Origin of the sequence: Actinotalea sp. Marseille-Q4924 (assembly GCF_916618755.1) — a bacterium.
In the GTDB taxonomy this organism is placed as follows: domain Bacteria; phylum Actinomycetota; class Actinomycetes; order Actinomycetales; family Cellulomonadaceae; genus Actinotalea.
Genome location: NZ_CAKAKB010000001.1, coordinates 612,737 through 627,770, shown reverse-complemented (window position 1 = coordinate 627,770; position 15,034 = coordinate 612,737). Strand labels below are relative to the sequence as shown.

13 protein-coding genes are annotated in these 15,034 nt (G+C 75.1%); 5 read left to right on the top strand and 8 right to left on the bottom strand.

The features are described from left to right. Positions 1-30 precede the first annotated feature (30 nt). The 3 genes from LG379_RS03025 to LG379_RS03015 form a co-directional block, all read right to left on the bottom strand. Entirely contained in the window at positions 31-1,290 is a 1,260-nt protein-coding gene (locus tag LG379_RS03025; RefSeq protein WP_225753095.1) for a PP2C family protein-serine/threonine phosphatase, read from the bottom strand. Positions 1,291-1,409: 119 nt separating this feature from the next. Further along, positions 1,410-2,114, bottom strand: coding sequence for a response regulator transcription factor (locus LG379_RS03020; RefSeq protein ID WP_304522415.1), 705 nt, complete (start codon positions 2,112-2,114; stop codon positions 1,410-1,412). Continuing rightward, positions 2,111-3,376 carry a PspC domain-containing protein gene (locus LG379_RS03015; RefSeq protein ID WP_370634414.1) on the bottom strand — a complete coding sequence of 422 codons (1,266 nt, stop codon included), beginning with the start codon at positions 3,374-3,376 and terminating at the stop codon, positions 2,111-2,113. Before LG379_RS03015 ends, LG379_RS03020 begins: the two co-directional genes overlap by 4 nt. Positions 3,377-3,538: 162 nt before the next feature. On the opposite strand from LG379_RS03015, the gene LG379_RS03010 reads away from it, so the two are divergent. Next, positions 3,539-5,119 carry a PspC domain-containing protein gene (locus LG379_RS03010; RefSeq protein WP_225753093.1) on the top strand — a complete coding sequence of 527 codons (1,581 nt, stop codon included), beginning with the start codon at positions 3,539-3,541 and terminating at the stop codon, positions 5,117-5,119. A 1-nt stretch (position 5,120) separates the two neighbouring features. Next, positions 5,121-5,609: a hypothetical protein gene (locus tag LG379_RS03005; protein WP_225753092.1), complete on the top strand. Its 489-nt coding sequence runs from the start codon at positions 5,121-5,123 to the stop codon at positions 5,607-5,609. A 168-nt stretch (positions 5,610-5,777) separates the two neighbouring features. Here the strand turns inward: LG379_RS03005 and LG379_RS03000 are convergent, their stop codons facing one another. The 4 genes from LG379_RS03000 to LG379_RS02985 all read right to left on the bottom strand — a co-directional run bounded on the left by LG379_RS03000 (position 5,778) and on the right by LG379_RS02985 (position 11,312). Continuing rightward, positions 5,778-6,245 (bottom strand): aromatic ring-opening dioxygenase LigA, encoded by a 468-nt coding sequence (locus LG379_RS03000; protein ID WP_225753091.1) that lies wholly within the window; start codon positions 6,243-6,245, stop codon positions 5,778-5,780. Positions 6,246-6,488: 243 nt separating this feature from the next. Continuing rightward, positions 6,489-7,649, bottom strand: a complete 1,161-nt coding sequence (locus LG379_RS02995) for a glycosyltransferase family 4 protein (RefSeq protein ID WP_225753090.1) — start codon at positions 7,647-7,649, stop codon at positions 6,489-6,491. A 68-nt stretch (positions 7,650-7,717) separates the two neighbouring features. Continuing rightward, positions 7,718-9,130: a dihydrolipoamide acetyltransferase family protein gene (locus LG379_RS02990; RefSeq protein ID WP_225753089.1), complete on the bottom strand. Its 1,413-nt coding sequence runs from the start codon at positions 9,128-9,130 to the stop codon at positions 7,718-7,720. A 1-nt stretch (position 9,131) separates the two neighbouring features. Then, positions 9,132-11,312, bottom strand: a complete 2,181-nt coding sequence (locus LG379_RS02985; RefSeq protein WP_225753088.1) for a thiamine pyrophosphate-dependent enzyme — start codon at positions 11,310-11,312, stop codon at positions 9,132-9,134. Positions 11,313-11,445: 133 nt separating this feature from the next. On the opposite strand from LG379_RS02985, the gene LG379_RS02980 reads away from it, so the two are divergent. The 3 genes from LG379_RS02980 to LG379_RS02970 are packed head-to-tail and all read left to right on the top strand — an operon-like array spanning position 11,446 to position 13,907. Next, a complete protein-coding gene (locus LG379_RS02980; protein ID WP_225753087.1) occupies positions 11,446-11,976 on the top strand; it encodes a VOC family protein in 531 nt (176 codons plus the stop codon). A 25-nt stretch (positions 11,977-12,001) separates the two neighbouring features. Continuing rightward, positions 12,002-12,682, top strand: a complete 681-nt coding sequence (locus LG379_RS02975) for a GntR family transcriptional regulator (protein ID WP_225753086.1) — start codon at positions 12,002-12,004, stop codon at positions 12,680-12,682. Further along, entirely contained in the window at positions 12,663-13,907 is a 1,245-nt protein-coding gene (locus LG379_RS02970) for an MFS transporter (RefSeq protein WP_225753085.1), read from the top strand. Before LG379_RS02975 ends, LG379_RS02970 begins: the two co-directional genes overlap by 20 nt. A 39-nt stretch (positions 13,908-13,946) precedes the next feature. Here the strand turns inward: LG379_RS02970 and LG379_RS02965 are convergent, their stop codons facing one another. Then, complete coding sequence (locus LG379_RS02965) at positions 13,947-14,999, bottom strand: LacI family DNA-binding transcriptional regulator (protein ID WP_225753084.1); 1,053 nt, start codon at positions 14,997-14,999, stop codon at positions 13,947-13,949. Positions 15,000-15,034: the final 35 nt, after the last annotated feature.

Below are 15,034 nucleotides of genomic sequence, written 5' to 3'. Positions count from 1 at the left end.
CGGCACCGTCCTTCCCGCGCCGCTGCTGCGTCAGCGAGGTGCGGGGGGAACCTCCGCGGGACCCTCCGGGACGTGGAACACCAGCAGCGCGAGGTCGTCACGGAGCGCTCCGCCGGTGAACGCCTCCACGGCGGCGTGGACCGCAGCGGCGAGCCGGCTGGCCGCGTCGTCGTCGGACGTGGCGCCGGGGGACGCGGAGGCTGCCGTCAGCGCCGTGCGGACCCCGGCCTCGCCGAACATCGCGATGGGCGTGGACGGCGGGGCGCCCTCCGCGAGCTGCGTCGACCGCGGCACCCGCGCCTCGCTGACCCCGTCCGTGTAGATCACGAGGCTCTCGCCGGGCCCCAGGGTGGTCGTGCCCGCGCGGTAGCCGGTACCCCGCACCGCGCCGAGGAGCAGGTTGGGCGGCCCGAGGCGTTCGATGCCGACCGGGCCGTCCCCACGCCCGCCCCGGACGACGAGGGGCGCCGGGTGCCCGGCCGCGACGCCGCGAACGGACCACGAGACCCCGTCCCGTTCCACGAGGAGGCACACGGCGGTGCACGTCCGGTCGTCGTCCAGGTGCATGAGCACGTCGTTGACCGTGGACATGACACGGGCCGGGTCCGGGTCGACGACCGCAGCGGCGCGGATGGCGAAGCGCAACGCCCCGCTCAGCGACGCGGCCAGCGGCCCCTTGCCCTGCACGTCACCGATGACGAGCAGCCATCGCTGATCGTCCACCTCGACGACGTCGTAGAAGTCACCACCGACCGCGGAGGAGCTGCTCGCGGGCCGGTAGACCGCCGCGACCTGGGCACCCGGCACGACCATCGGCGGCAGGAGGTCCCGCTGCAGGTCCTCGGCCAGGCGCTGGTGAGCGCGCTGGGCGACCGCGAGGGCGTCGTACAGGTCCTGCTCGGCGGTGACGTCGTCGACGATGACGCACAGACCGATCACCACCCCCGCGCGCCGCACCGGGTGGAACGTCGTGCTCCAGTGGCGCACCTGCCCGGGCCGCGCCGCGACCTGGCCGGTCAGCCGCACGTCGCGCATGGCGACACCGCTGTCCATGACCTCCCGGTACAGGACCTCCGCCTGCCGGCCGATCTCGCCGTTGACCTCGGCGGGCGTGCGGCCCAGGAGCACGTCCGCGGGCTGACCGTTCATCTCCTCGAGCACGGCGTTGACCCGCACGTGGCGCAGGTCCCGGTCGAAGATGCCGATGCCCAGGGGGGCGGCCTCCAGCAGGCTGTCGAACTGCGCCAGCACCTCGAGCAGGCCCTCGTCGTGCGTCGTCCCGTCGGGCATCGCTGTCCTCCGGGCTCGGGTCCGCGGCTCGCGCCGGCTCAGCCTCGCGCGCGAGGCAGGCATGTCGACCCTACGGGGCCTCGCACCGGCCGCGCGAACCCTCCGCCCCGGGACGGCACTCAGAGCAGGCGGCGCTGCGCCGCCCACCGCGTCAGCTCGTGGCGGGACGACAGCTGGAGCTTCCGCAGCACCGCCGAGACGTGCGTCTCGACCGTCTTGATCGAGATGAACAGCTCGGATGCGACCTCGCGGTAGGAGTACCCCCGCGCGATGAGCCGCATCACCTCGCGCTCGCGTGCGGAGAGCCGGTCCAGCTCGTCGTCGCCGGTCGCGATGTCCCCCGCCGCCGCCCCGAAGGCGTCGAGGACGAAGCCCGCCAGCCGCGGGGAGAAGACGGCGTCGCCGCCCGCCACGCGGCGCGCCGCGTCGGACAGGTCGGGCCCGGAGATCGCCTTCGTCACGTAGCCGCGGGCGCCGGCCCGGATGACGGCGACGACGTCCTCGGCGGCGTCGGAGACCGACAGCGCGAGGAAACGCACCTCCCCGAGCAGGTCGGTGCACGCCTGGATCACCTCGGCGCCGCCCCCGCCGTTCCCGCCGGGCAGGTGCACGTCGAGGATGACGACCGGCGGGCGCAGCCGTCGCACGGCCTCGATCGCGGACGGGACGTCGTCGGCCTCGCCGACCACGCGGATCCGGCCGTCGAGGGACGCGCGCACCCCCGCTCGGAACATGAGGTGGTCGTCGACGAGGACGACGTCGAGCACGTCACCGCCGGACCCCTGGGCGCCACCCCCCACCGTGCTGCCGATCAGCCCGCTCATCGCGCCTCCCCGTCCTCGTCGTGCCGGGGCAGGCACAGGTGCACCTCGGTGCCCTGGCCCGGCCGGCTCCTCACCGTCGCGGTCCCCCCGCGGCGGCGCATCCGTCCGATGATCGACTCCCGCACGCCGAACCGGTCGTGCGGCACCGCGTCGAGCGCGAACCCGTCGCCGCGGTCCCGCACGAACACCTCGACCTGCTGCGGCGTGCACTCCAGGTACAGCGACAGCGGCGGCCGTCCGTGGTTGGCGGCGTTGAGCAGCGCCTCCCGTGTCGCCTGCAGCAGCGCCTCGGCGCCGTTCTCGGGCACGCAGTCCCCCACGACGACGGTGTCCACCGCCACGGCGTACCGGTCCTCGACCTCGCCGACGACGTCGCGCACCGCGTCAGCCAGCGAGGTGCCCGGGCTGCTGCGGTCGTCGTAGAGCCACGAGCGGAGCTCGCGCTCCTGCGCCCGGGCGAGCCGGGCGACGTCGTCGGGGTCGTCGGAGCGGGCGCGGATGAGGGCGAGGGTCTGCAGCACCGAGTCGTGCAGGTGGGCTGCGATGTCGGCGCGCTCGGACTCCCGCGCCCGTGCCGCGCGCTCGTCGCCGAGCTCGCGCACGAGGCGCAGCCACCACGGCGCGAGCACCAGGGCGGCCCCGACGAGCACGGCGAGCGCCGCGACCGCCGAGCGCAGCAGCGCGTCGACCGGCTCGTCCTGGCCCACGAGCAGCACCACGCCGAGACCCACGAGCAGCACCCCGCCGACGAGCCGCAGGACGCTCGCCGGCGTGCGGCCCCCGGCACGCGACAGCCAGCGGTCCCGCTGGACGGCGTCGAGCTGGCTCCACGCCAGGCCGGCCCCGACGAGCGCGATGAGCGTCGGCACGACCCACGAGTAGTCGACGTCCCAGCCGAAGCGGATCGCCAGCAGCAGGCCGGCCCCGGCGAGCAGCAGGACGCCCAGGCCGATGTCGGTCAGCGGCACCGGCCGCTCCGGGTCACGCAGGCGCGGCGCCAGGCGGCTCAGCGCGGCGGGCCGCTGCTCGCCGGCGGTCCTCACCGGGTCACCGGAGGGCACCGTGACCCACAGGAAGACGTAGAGGATCACACCGGTCGCGCCGAGCGGCAGGAGCAGCAGGAAGAGGGCTCGGACGACGGCGACCGACACGCCCAGGTGCGCCGCAAGACCGGCGCACACGCCGACCACCCACCGGCCCTGGAGGGGCCGGCGCAGCGGCAGACGCGCACGCACGGCGGGGGTGGTCGTCACGAGCAGCATCGTCACACGGGCGGGGGCGGCCGTGGGGCCGCTCAGGCCGATGTCAGGGCCGTTCAGGGGACCGTTCCGGGTACGGTCAGGGTCGCGCGGCTGCACGGATCAGGGTGAGGTCAGGGCACCAACCGATACCCCGGTCGGCCTGCACGGGAGCAGGCTGGATCCATGGACACGACCACGCCTCCCCCGCCGGCGAACGCCGCCGGCCAGCCCTCCGGGCAGTACCCGGGCGGCGCCCCCGGACCGTACGCGCCGTACCCCCCGCCCCCGCGCCCCAGCGGCACCGACGGGTTCTTCGACGGCATCCGCCGCGCCGGCATCGTGCGCAGCGAGGAGCGGTGGATCGGCGGCGTGGCGGGCGGGCTCGCGCGCCGGGCCGGGATCGACCCCCTCGTGGTGCGCGGGCTCTTCGTCCTCACGTCCTTCCTCGGCGGCCTCGGACTCGTCGCGTACGCGGTGGCCTGGGCCCTCCTGCCGGAGGAGAAGGACGGTCGGATCCACCTGCAGCAGCTCTTCCGCGGCCACTTCGACGTCGCGCTCATCGGCATCGCCGTGGCCTTCTTCTCCGGGCTGTCCTCGCCCGACCGGTGGCTGCCCTGGTGGGGCGGCTGGTCCGACGACCACTGGTGGGGCGGCCTGTTCTGGCTCGGCGCGGTCGTGCTGCTGGTCGTCCTCGTCACGACCGCTCGACGCGACGACGGCACCCGAGCCTTCGGTGCCGGCGCCCCGGCCGGTCCCGCGACACCACCCCCGCCCGCGCCCGGTCACGGCACGGACCCCGCGGCCGAGGAGGCCGCCCGACCCACAGGGAACCCCATGGACACCACCGCGCCGTACCCGACGGCGTCCGACGCCCGGGCGTCCGCCGCTGCGGCACCCACGAGCACGACCTTCGCGGCCGGCACCCCCGCGCCACCCCTGACCGGTTCCGTGATCGGCAGCCCCGCGTACGGCGGACCCGCGTACGGCAGCAGCGCGTACGGCGGCCCCGCCTACGGAGGTCCTGCCTACGGAGGAGGGGGCGGCGGCGCCTACCCCGGCACCCCGACACCCTCCGTGCCGCCGACCCCACCCGCCCCGCCGCGGCCCCGCGTCCTCGGCCCGGGCTCCACGACCGTCAGCATCGTGCTCGGCCTCGGCCTGCTGGCCCTCGCCGGCTTCTGGTACGCCCAGCGCGTGGGTGCCTTCGACGGTCCGGTGCTGCTGGCGGCCGGTTCCGCGGTCGTCGTCCTGGCGGGCATCGGCATCGTCCTGGCCGGGCTGCGCGGGCGCCACAGCGGCGCCCTCGGCGCCCTCGCCGTCATCACGACGATCGTGCTGATCCCCCTGGCGTTCTTCGCGCGGGTGGACTGGACCGAGTGGAGCTGGGACGGCACCAGCACCGGCATGGGCGAGATCCGCAACACCCCGACGACGGTCGCCGAGGCCGAGCGCGGCTACTCCGTGGGCGCCGGCGAGGCGACCATCGACCTGACCGAGCTCCCGCTGCGCGACGGCGACGTGGTGGAGGTGCCGATCTCGGTCGGCGCGGGCGAGGTCACCGTCCGGATGCCCGAGGGCGGCGCGTTCACGGCCGACATCCAGGTGTTCGCCGGCGAGGTGCAGTGGCTCGGCGGCCAGGCGCAGACCGGCTTCGGCCAGCAGCGCATGGCGTACGAGTCGCCGGCGGTCGAGGACGGCGCGGAGCCCCAGGTGGTGCTCGACATCTCCGTCGGCGCCGGGGCCGTGAGCGTCGAGGAGGAGTGACATGACCGACGAGACCGGCCGGGAGCACGTCCGCGACGCGGACGGGACCCGCAGCACCGAGGCCCTCAGCAGCACCGACACCAGCACCGACACCAGCACCGACACGACCGAGGAGCCGACGATGGACGAGGGGACGACGGGCACCGCCCGCCCCGAGGGCGCCACAGTCACCGCCCGGGCGGAGGGGGCGACGGCAGGCAGGGCCACCCGCCACGCCGACGACGACGCCCCGTGGTCCGCGCCCGCCACCGCACCGACGACGACGGCTGCGCGCCCGACCGCCGAGCCGGAGATCGCCCGCGGCGTGCGCGTCGGCACCGTGGTGTGGGGCGTCGTCGTCATCATCGCCGGGGCGCTGCTCGCGGCGGCGGCGGCGGGCGTCGTCTTCGACGTGCAGCTCGCCGTGATCGCGACGGTCGCCCTCGCGGGCGTCGCGCTGGTCGTGGGGTCGCTCGTCTCGGCGAGCCGTCGACGCACCCGCGGCGCCTGACGTCGGGCGGCCGCCTGCCGGCCGCACGCCGCAGCGGCCGGTCGTCCACCTGGAGGGGGCGGACGACCGGCACACACGGAGGGCCGCACCAGCGGTGGCTGGTGCGGCCCTCGATGTGTGCGCCGCCGCCGTCAGGTGGGGCGGCGCGTCGGTGCGCGCGCCGGGGCGTCAGGCGCGGGCACCGACCGTCTGGCGCGGCGCGACGTCGGCGGCGGCCGGGACGAGGGCCCGCAGCGCGTACCCGGTCACGGCGAACAGGACACCCATGCCGGCCGCGAAGGCCGCCACACCGAACGCGATCACCGACGTGAACAGCGACGCCCGCAGGAACGACCCGTTCATCACCGAGGCGCGCGCCGGGTCCTCACGGTCCAGCTCGGCGTAGGTCTTGCCACCGGAGCCCTCCAGCGCGTGCTTGTTGATGATGTCCGCCTGCACGTACGCGTCCAGCGGACCGTCCACGACGTTGCCGGCGAACGCCATCGCGTCGTCCGGGATCGTGATGTTCTCCGCCACCAGCTGGCTGCGCACGGTGATCCAGGTCGCGGCACCGCCGGCGACGAGCACCACCCCGGCGACCATCAGCAGCACGGCGATGAGACGAACAGCCTTCGTGTTGACCCCAGTCGTGGACATCGTCCACTCCTTCCCAGGAACTGCTCCGAGTCCGGGAGCCGACCTGAAGGCCATCGTCCCGGTGAGCCCTCTGCGGCTCGATGGGACAAGTCTTTCTCACGGCCGGAGCCGTGACATAGGTCCAAAGGCTCCCGGACCAAGGGCCTACCCACGAAGGGACGGCTCCGCGCGGCGGGCGGCGTCCGCGCTGGTCAGGAGCCCGTCCGCGCGCGTCAGGAGCCGGGGACCGCCCCGGCCGCGGTGTCACGGAGCGCGGAGCGCCCTCGCGCGGTCGTACTCGGCGCGAGCCGCCTGCGCCGTCAGCCGCCACCCGTGCACGGGTCGCCGTCGCACCGCCGTCGTCCGGAGGCGCTCGAGGAGGCCCGGCTCGGTGGCGAGGCGGACGACGGCGGCGGCCATCGCGGCGTCGTCGGCGACGAGCAGGCCGTCCTCCTCGGAGGTGACGAACTCCTCCACCCCGGTCCCCCGCCGCGCGACGACGACGAGCCCGGCGGTCCGCGCCTCGAGGGCCGCGATCCCGAACGCCTCGAGCCGGGCGGGCGCCAGGAAGGCGTCCGCGCCGGCGTAGAGGGCGGGCAGCTCCGCCCGGGGCACCCGCCCGCGGAGTCGGACGACGTCGTCCAGGCCGCGCCGGTGCGCGCGGCGCTGCATCGCGGCCCTCGCGGGACCGTCGCCGACGACGTCCAGCGTGAGCGACCCCGGGGGCAGGGACCGCGCGGCACGGGCGACGACGTCGATGAGCGCCGGCCCGCGCTTGCGCGGGGCCAGGCGCATCGTGGCGACGAGGCGGAGGGGTGGTCCCGCCGCCCCGCCGGTGCCCGCGCTCCCGGCGGCGCCGTCGAGCCGAGCCGCGGGCGCCCAGGCGTCGAGGTCGATCCCGTCGGGGACGACGGCGACGGGTGCGTCGAACACCGCCTCGACGCGACGCGCGGCCGCCCCGCTCACCGCGCTCAGCGCCAGGGGCTCGGAGCGCCAGTGCGTCCGCCGGACCACGGCCCGCAGCGATCCGACGACCCCGTCCAGCATGCAGTGCCACGTGACCGCGACGGGCAGGCCGGCGTCGACGGCGACACGCGTCCCGTCGAACGCGAACGGGGACACCACGCCCGCGTGCACGTGGACGACGTCCGGCGCGAGGCTCTCGAACAGCTGCCGCATCCGGGGCGGCGCGGCGGGGTTGACGGGGAGGTCGAAGGGCAGGCGCGCCCCGAGCCGGTGGACCGCGACGCCGTCGTCGTCCTCGGGCGCCTCCCCCGGGGCGTGGTGCCCGCGCGGGCCGGCGGTCGCCGTGAGGACGTGCACCTCGTCCCCGGCGGCCGCCTGCACCCTCGCCAGGTCGCGGACCTGCGACTCGATGCCGCCCGTGCGCGGGGCGTAGCAGTCGGAGACGTGGACGATGCGCACCGGCCCAGGCTAGACACCCGTCGCCGGTGCCGTGACCCGGCGCCCCGCCGGGGTCCCGCCCGGCGGGGTCACACCAGGATGGTCAGCGGGTTCTCCACCGCTCGGGTGAAGGCGGCCGCCCACCGAGCCGCGAGCGCACCGTCGACCGCACGGTGGTCCGCCGAGAGGACGCACCGCATGACCGTGCCCACGGCGAGCGCGCCGTCCACCACCACCGGCTGCTGGACCGCGGCCCCCACGGCGAGGATGGCCGCCTGCGGCGGGTTGAGGATCGCCGCGAACTCCGGCGTCCCGTACATGCCCAGGTTGGACACGGTGATCGAGCCGCCCTCGAGCTCGGGCTGCCTGAGCCGGCCGGACCGGGCACGCGCGACGAGGTCGGCCGACCGGCGCGACACCTCGGAGACGGGCAGCTGCCCGACGCCCCGCAGCACCGGGGTGACCAGGCCGCCGTCGGTCGCGACGGCGATCGCGACGTCGACGCCGTCCAGCACGGTCATCTCGTCCTCGCCCCACTGCACGTTCGCCTCGGGGACGGCCCGGTACGCCGCGGCCACCGCCTTGACGACGAGGTCGTTGACCGAGACGCGCACGTCGCCCGCCTCGTTGACCTGGCGCCGGAGGTCGAGCAGGGCGTCGACGCGCGGCTCCGCGACGACGTAGAAGTGCGGCACCGTCGCCTTGCTCTCCGCGAGGCGGCGAGCGATCGCCCGCCGCATGGGGGTGTGCGGCACCCGGCTCCCCGGCGCCGGCGCCACGGCTGCCGCCGGGGCGGACGCCGCGGGCTGCGGCGAGGGCGCCGTGGGAGCGGCAGGAGCCTGCGCGGTCGCCGGGGCGCCGGCCGACGCGCCCGTCGCGATCGCCGACTCCACGTCACGACGCACGATCCGCCCGCCGGGGCCGGTCCCGCGGACCCGCTCCAGGTCGAGCTGCGCCTCCCGTGCCATCTTGCGCGCGATCGGGCTGGCGAAGCGCCGCTCGCCGGGGGGAGCAGCGCCGTCCGACGCCTCACCCGAGGGAGCAGCGCCCGACGCCTCGCCACCCGAGGGAGCAGCGCCGTCCGGCGCCCCATCGGTGGGAGCAGCGCCGCCCGACGCCTGGCCACCGGAGAGCGCCGCGTCCTCGGCAGCGTCGGCCAGCTCGGCCGCCCCACCGACCGCCGCGCCGTCGTCGGCGGAGCCCTGGGCCTCCGAGGTTAGAGCCGCCGCTGCGCCGAGGAGCGCGTCGAGGTCCACGTCCTCCCCCGCCTCGCCCAGGACGGCGACGGGTGCACCCACCTCGACGGTCTCGCCGTCGGCGGCCAGACGACGGACGAGCACGCCGGCGGTCTCCGCGGCGAGCTCGACGACGGCCTTCTCGGTCTCGACCTCAGCGAGGACGTCGCCGACGGCGACCGTGGCGCCCTCCTCCGCGACCCACGCGGCGATGACGGCCTCGCCGGCGCCCGTCATGACGGCCGGCATCCGGATCAGCGTCGCCACGTCAGCCACCCATCCCCTCGGTCACGCGGCGCAGGCCCGCCACGACCTCCTCGGTCCGCGCGATGGCCGCCCGCTCGAGCACCTTGGAGATGCTCGGTGACGCCTCGCGGCCCGTGACGCGCTGCACCGGCTGGTCGAGCCAGTCGAAGAAGCGGCGCTGGATCTCGTCGGCGAGCCAGCCGCCGTAGGAGGTGCCGAGGGCACCCTGCTCGGCGATGAGGACGGCGTTCGTCTTGCGGATCGACGCCCCGATCGTGTCCCAGTCGATGCTCGCGCGGTCCAGCCAGCGCAGGTCGACGACCTCCGCGTCGACGCCCGTCTGCTCGACGGCCTCCAGGCTGTGGCCGACCATGCTCAGGTACGTCAGGACGGTGACGTCGGAGCCCTCCCGACGCACCTTGGCCCTGCCGACGGGGATGTGGAAGTCGAGGTCGTCCTCGGGGATCTCCCCCGTGGTCCCGTAGAGGCCGACGTGCTCGAGGACGAGGACCGGGTCGTCGATCGCGAGCGCGGCGTTCATGAGGCCCACGTAGTCGAACGGCGTGGACGCCGCGACGACCCGCCACCCCGGCGCCGTGGCGAAGATGCCGGTGGGGTCCATGGAGTGCTGCGACCCGTACCCCGTCCCTGCCGCGACCTTCGTGCGCAGGACGAACGGCACGGCGTTGTCGCCGCCGAACATGTGGCGTGCCTTGCCGATCTGGTTGAACAGCTGGTCGGCTGCCACCCAGAGGAAGTCGGGGTACATGAGCTCGACCACCGGCCGGTAGCGCCCGTCCAGGGCCATGCCGCCGCCCAGCCCGACGAACGCGTTCTCGCTGATCGGCGTGCCGAGCACGCGGCCGGGGTAGGCGTCGGCCAGGCCCTTGGTGGCGCCGTTCGTGCCGCCGCCCAGGCGGTGGACGTCCTCGCCGAGGACGACGATCCGCTCGTCGGTGCCCATCCGCCGGTTCATGACGCCCGAGACGGCCTCGACGAACTTGGTGGTGACCATGGGGCCGCCGTGGTCCTCCTGCTCCGCGGTGCGCGCGCCGGCGACCTCGGACAGGTCTCCCCGGACGCCGACGTCGACGAAGTCCGTGCTGGGCCACAGGTCGGGCCGGATCCGCCGGGTCCCGGGCTTGCCCTCGGGGTCGGCCTCCGTGAGCGCCTCGACGACGACGGCCATGGCCTCCACGGCCTGCTTCCGCACCCGCGCGACGGTGTCGGCGTCGACGAGCCCCCGCTCGGTCATCTCGGTCGCCACGCGCTCGAGCGGGTCACGAGCCCGCCACTGCGCCTCCTCGTCCTTCTTCCTGTACCCGAAGGCCGAACCGGGGTACGGGCCGTTCTGGTGGAAGAAGCGGTACACCTCGGCCTCGACGAGCACCGGGCCCTTCCCCGAGCGCATGTGCTCGACGGCCTCCGTCATGACCAGGTGCACCGCGAGCGGGTCCATGCCGTCGACGTGCCACGACGCGAGGCCGAAGCCCGGTCCCCGCGCCGAGAGCCGCGGCTCGCCCGTCGCCTCGGCCACCGTGGTGGACACCGCGTAGAGGTTGTTCTCCACGAAGAAGCAGAGCGGCACGTCCCACGCCGCCGTGAGGTTCATCGACTCCAGGACCGAGCCGATGTTGATCGCACCGTCGCCGAAGTACGTGACCGTGACGTCGTCCGTGCCGGCCTGGCGCTGCGCCCACGCGTTGCCCGCTGCCATCGGCACGCCGCCGCCGACGATCGCGTTCGTGCCGAGCGCCCCGGCCTCCATCCACTGCAGGTGCATCGAGCCACCGCGGCCGCGGCAGTAGCCCTCGGCGAGGCCCAGGATCTCGGCGAGGGTGCGGCGCAGGACGACGGCGAGGTCGTCGGTCACGAGGGAGGCGAGGTCCAGCGTCGGCGCGACGTAGGAGAGCGCCTTGGCGAGGAACTGGTGGTGCCCGCGGTGGGAGCCGTTGACGGCGTCCGCGGCGCGCAGGGCCAGCACCGAGCCCACGGCGCCGCCCTCCTGGCCGATGCTCGAGTGGGCGGGGCCGTGGACCAGACCCTGTCCCGCGAGGTCGAGGACCGTCTCCTCGAACGCCCGGATGAGATGGAGCTGGCCGAGCATCGTGGCCAGCAGCGCGGGATCGGCTGCGTCCCAGTCCTCGGGCGTGCTCTCGACGCGGACCCAGGGGGAGCTGGGCTCGAGCGGCGTCCTCCGCATGGTCGTCTCTCCTTCGAAGCGAACCTCTGGTCTCTGAGCCTAGAGCGTGATTGGATACATTCACAAGACCGCGGCCCCGACTCGTGCGACCCGGACCGCCGATCTGGCACGACTTCGGATACAAGGAGGAGCAATGGCGCTTCCCGGCCTGGTGGGCACGGAGCACATCGGGATCACCGTCCCGGACCTCGAGGAGGCGGAGCGGTTCCTCGTCGACGTCCTCGGCTGCGTGCGCGTCTACGCGCTGGGCCCGTTCGAGCGGGACGACGACTGGATGGCCGTCCACCTCGGGGTCCACCCGCGCACCGTGATGCGCGAGCTGCGCTTCTACCGCCTCGGGACCGGCCCGAACCTCGAGGTCTTCCAGTACGAGGCCGCGGACGGGCAGGCGCCCCACCCCCGCAACAGCGACATCGGTGGGCACCACCTGGCGATCTACGTGCACGACCTCGACGCCGCGGTGGCGTACCTGAGGGAGCAGGGCGTCGACGTCATGGGTGAGCCGACGGCGAGCACGCGGCACTCCGCGGGCCAGCGCTGGGTCTACTTCCGCGCCCCGTGGGGCATGCAGCTCGAGCTCGTCAGCTACCCCGAGGGCAAGGCCTACGAGCGGCAGCCCGGGACGACCACGCTCCTGTGGCACCCCGCGGACCCGACCGCCTGAGGGGACGCACGGCAGGATGCCCCCCATGACCGCAGCGGAGCAGACCGACGCACCCCTGACCGGGACCGGACCCGCCTCGGACCGCATCGTCGACGGCCTGCGCCGGCAGATCCTCACCGGTGCCCGGGCACCGGGTTCGCGGATCGTCCAGGAGGACCTCGCGCGCGAATTCAGCGCCAGCCGTCTCCCGGTGCGCGACGCGCTGCGTCGGCTCGAGGGGGAGGGCCTGGTGCGGCTCGTCGCGAACACGGGTGCCTGGGTCGAGTCGCTGTCCGTCCACGAGTGCACCGAGGCGTACCTCATCCGTGAGCGCCTCGAGCCGCTCCTGCTCTCCCTGTCCGCCCCGCACCTGGACGACGCGGTCGTCGACCGTCTCGCCGACCTCGCCGCCCGCATGCAGGGCGCGGACCTCGAGACGTTCCTCCTGCTGGACCGGGAGTTCCACCTCCTGTCCTACGCGGGCGCGGCGGCGCCGTCGATCGAGGAGATCGTCCGTCGGCTGTGGAACTCCACGCAGCCCTACCGTCGGGCGTTCGCGGTCCTCGTCGGGGTCGCCGAGAGCCGGGCGACGCACGCCGAGCACACGCTGCTCGTCGAGGCGCTGCGCCGGCGCGACCCGCAGGACGCCGCGCACGTCCTGGAGCTGCACATCCGCCGGACGCGCGTCGAGCTGGCGCGGCACCCCGATGTCTTCGACACCGACTGAGCCGGAACCGCGAGCGGCACCGGCGCGCGGACCCCTCGAGCCCGACCCGCGGGAGCTCCGGGGCGCGCTGCGCCTGCTCCACTCCGCGGTGTTCCTCGCGTCGTTCGACCGGCTGGCCATCGCACCGCTGCTCATCCCGATCGCCCTCGACCTCGACGTCCCGGTGGAGCAGGTGGCGGTCGTCGCGACCCTCTACTTCGTCGGCTACGGCATCACGCAGGTGCTCTGGGGCTTCGCCTCCGACCGCCTGGGCCGTGTCCGGACCGTCCGGATCGCCCTCGGCATGAGCGTGGTCGCGGGCGTCGTCGGGGTCCTGGCCCCCACCGTCGTCGTGCTCGCCGTCGCGCGCTTCGTCGCCGGCGCCGCCTACGCCGCCGTGTTCCCGACGGCGATCATCTACATCGGCGACTCGCTGCCGGCGCACCGGCGGCACGGCCCGCTCGCCGACCTCATGGCGGTGTCGGCCGTCGGCATGGCCACCGCGACCCTGGTGGCCGCGGGCATCGCCGACCTCAGCGGCTGGCGCGCGGCCTTCGCCGCGCCGACCGTCGTCGCCGCCGTGCTCGTCGTCCTGCTGCGTCGGGTCCCGGAGCCCCGGGTCGACGTCCCGCGGCAGCGCCCCGCGGCGTCCCTCGCGGCGGTCCTCCTCCGGCCGTGGCCGGTCGCCGTCCTGCTCCTCGTCCTCGTCGAGGGCATGGTGCTCGTGGGCATCCTCACGTACCTGCCGGCGCTGCTGCAGCGGTCAGGGATGAGCGCGACGGGGTCGGGCCTGGTGACCGCCGGCTACGGCGTCGCGGTCCTGCTCGCCGCGCCGCTGGTGAAGCGGCTGGCACGGGCCGGCATGTCGGCCGGGCTCCGCCTGATCACCGGCGGGGTGCTCGCCACGGCGTCGTACGCCGCCCTGCTGCTCGACCAGGCGTGGGTCGGTGTGCTGAGCGCGTGCGTCCTGCTGGCGGGCGCCTGGGCGTTCATGCACACGACGCTCCAGACCTGGATCACCGAGGTCGCGCCCGGCGCCCGCGCCACAGCCGTGAGCCTCTTCGCCTCGGGCCTCTTCCTGGGCGGTGCCGCGTGGACGGCGCTCGGCGCGGCGCCGTTCGCCTCCGGGCGGTTCACCACCTACCTGGTCGCCGGCGCGGCCCTGTCCGCCGCGCTCGGCGTGGCGGCGACGTGGTTGCACCGGTCCTACCGGGCCGACCCGGCCCGGTCGGGAACCGGTACCTGACCGGCACCTGACCGGCACCGGCGGGCCGACCGCACGGTCCTAGCGCTCCTGCCCCGCGCCCTGCTCGCGCACGGGCGACGTCGACCCCCGGACCACGAGCTCCACGCCGAGCGAGATCGTCGTCGAACCGGGCACGCCGTCCTGCAGCCAGCGCAGGAGGATGCGGCTCGCCTCCGCACCGATCGCGGAGTGGGGGACGTGGACGGTCGTGAGCGGCGGGGAGAGCTTGTCCACGAAGGGCATGTCGTTGTAGCCCACGACGCTGACGTCCTCGGGGCACCGCAGCCGCCGCTCCTCGAGGACACCGAGCAGGCCGACGGCGATCTGGTCGTTGCCGGCGATGATGGCCGTCGGTCGTGCGCGGTCCAGGAGCAGCCGGCCCGTGCGGGTGCCCTCCTCGACCGAGTAGGTCATGCACTCCTCCGTCAGCGACGGGTCGAGGTCCCCGCCGAGCTCGAGCATGAGCTGCCGGAAGGCCCGCGCGCGCTCCAGACCCGTGGACAGGGCCGTCGGGCCGGACAGGTACCCGATGCGCTCGTGGCCGAGCGCCCGCAGGTGCCGCACGGCCTGCTCCATGCCCGAGGTGTCGTCGCCCATGACGCACGGGAGCGCGGTCCTGTCGGTGCGCCTGTTGAGCAGCACCGTGGGTACGCCGCCCTCGACGAGGCTGCGGACGGCGGCGTCGTCGCGGCGGGCGGAGGCGACGAGGAGCCCGTCGACCTGGCGCGAGCGCAGCGTGTCGAACGCCTCGGCCTCCTTGGCAGGGTCGTTGTCCGTGTCGGCGATCACCGAGCTGTACCCGGCGTTCGTGAGCACCTCAGCGGCCCCCCGCACCATGGGGGCGAAGACAGGGTTGGACAGGTCGGGGACGACGATCCCGACCGTCATGGTGCGGTTCGTCTTGAGCCCCCGGGCGATCGAGTTCGGCCGGTACGCGAGCGCCTTCGCGGCGGCGTGCACGCGCCGCACGGTCGCCTCGCTGACCAGTCCCTGGGTGACGGGGTTGAGCGCCCGCGAGGCCGTGCCGGGGTGCACGCCGGCACGCTCGGCGACGTCCTTGAGCGTCGCGCCCGTCGTGACCTCACTCGCCACGGCCTGCCCCCCTGTCGGTCCCCACGGTCGTCCCC

Excerpts from the sequence above, each read along its gene's own strand:
- LG379_RS03025 (WP_225753095.1), bottom strand. The coding sequence starts at position 1,290 with ATGCCCGACGGGACGACGCACGACGAGGGCCTGCTCGAGGTGCTGGCG.
- LG379_RS03020 (WP_304522415.1), bottom strand. The coding sequence starts at position 2,114 with ATGAGCGGGCTGATCGGCAGCACGGTGGGGGGTGGCGCCCAGGGGTCC.
- LG379_RS02970 (WP_225753085.1), top strand. The coding sequence starts at position 12,663 with ATGTCTTCGACACCGACTGAGCCGGAACCGCGAGCGGCACCGGCGCGC.
- LG379_RS02975 (WP_225753086.1), top strand. The coding sequence starts at position 12,002 with ATGACCGCAGCGGAGCAGACCGACGCACCCCTGACCGGGACCGGACCC.
- LG379_RS03000 (WP_225753091.1), bottom strand. The coding sequence starts at position 6,245 with ATGTCCACGACTGGGGTCAACACGAAGGCTGTTCGTCTCATCGCCGTG.
- LG379_RS02980 (WP_225753087.1), top strand. The coding sequence starts at position 11,446 with ATGGCGCTTCCCGGCCTGGTGGGCACGGAGCACATCGGGATCACCGTC.
- LG379_RS03010 (WP_225753093.1), top strand. The coding sequence starts at position 3,539 with ATGGACACGACCACGCCTCCCCCGCCGGCGAACGCCGCCGGCCAGCCC.
- LG379_RS03015 (WP_370634414.1), bottom strand. The coding sequence starts at position 3,376 with ATGCTGCTCGTGACGACCACCCCCGCCGTGCGTGCGCGTCTGCCGCTG.
- LG379_RS03005 (WP_225753092.1), top strand. The coding sequence starts at position 5,121 with ATGACCGACGAGACCGGCCGGGAGCACGTCCGCGACGCGGACGGGACC.
- LG379_RS02985 (WP_225753088.1), bottom strand. The coding sequence starts at position 11,312 with ATGCGGAGGACGCCGCTCGAGCCCAGCTCCCCCTGGGTCCGCGTCGAG.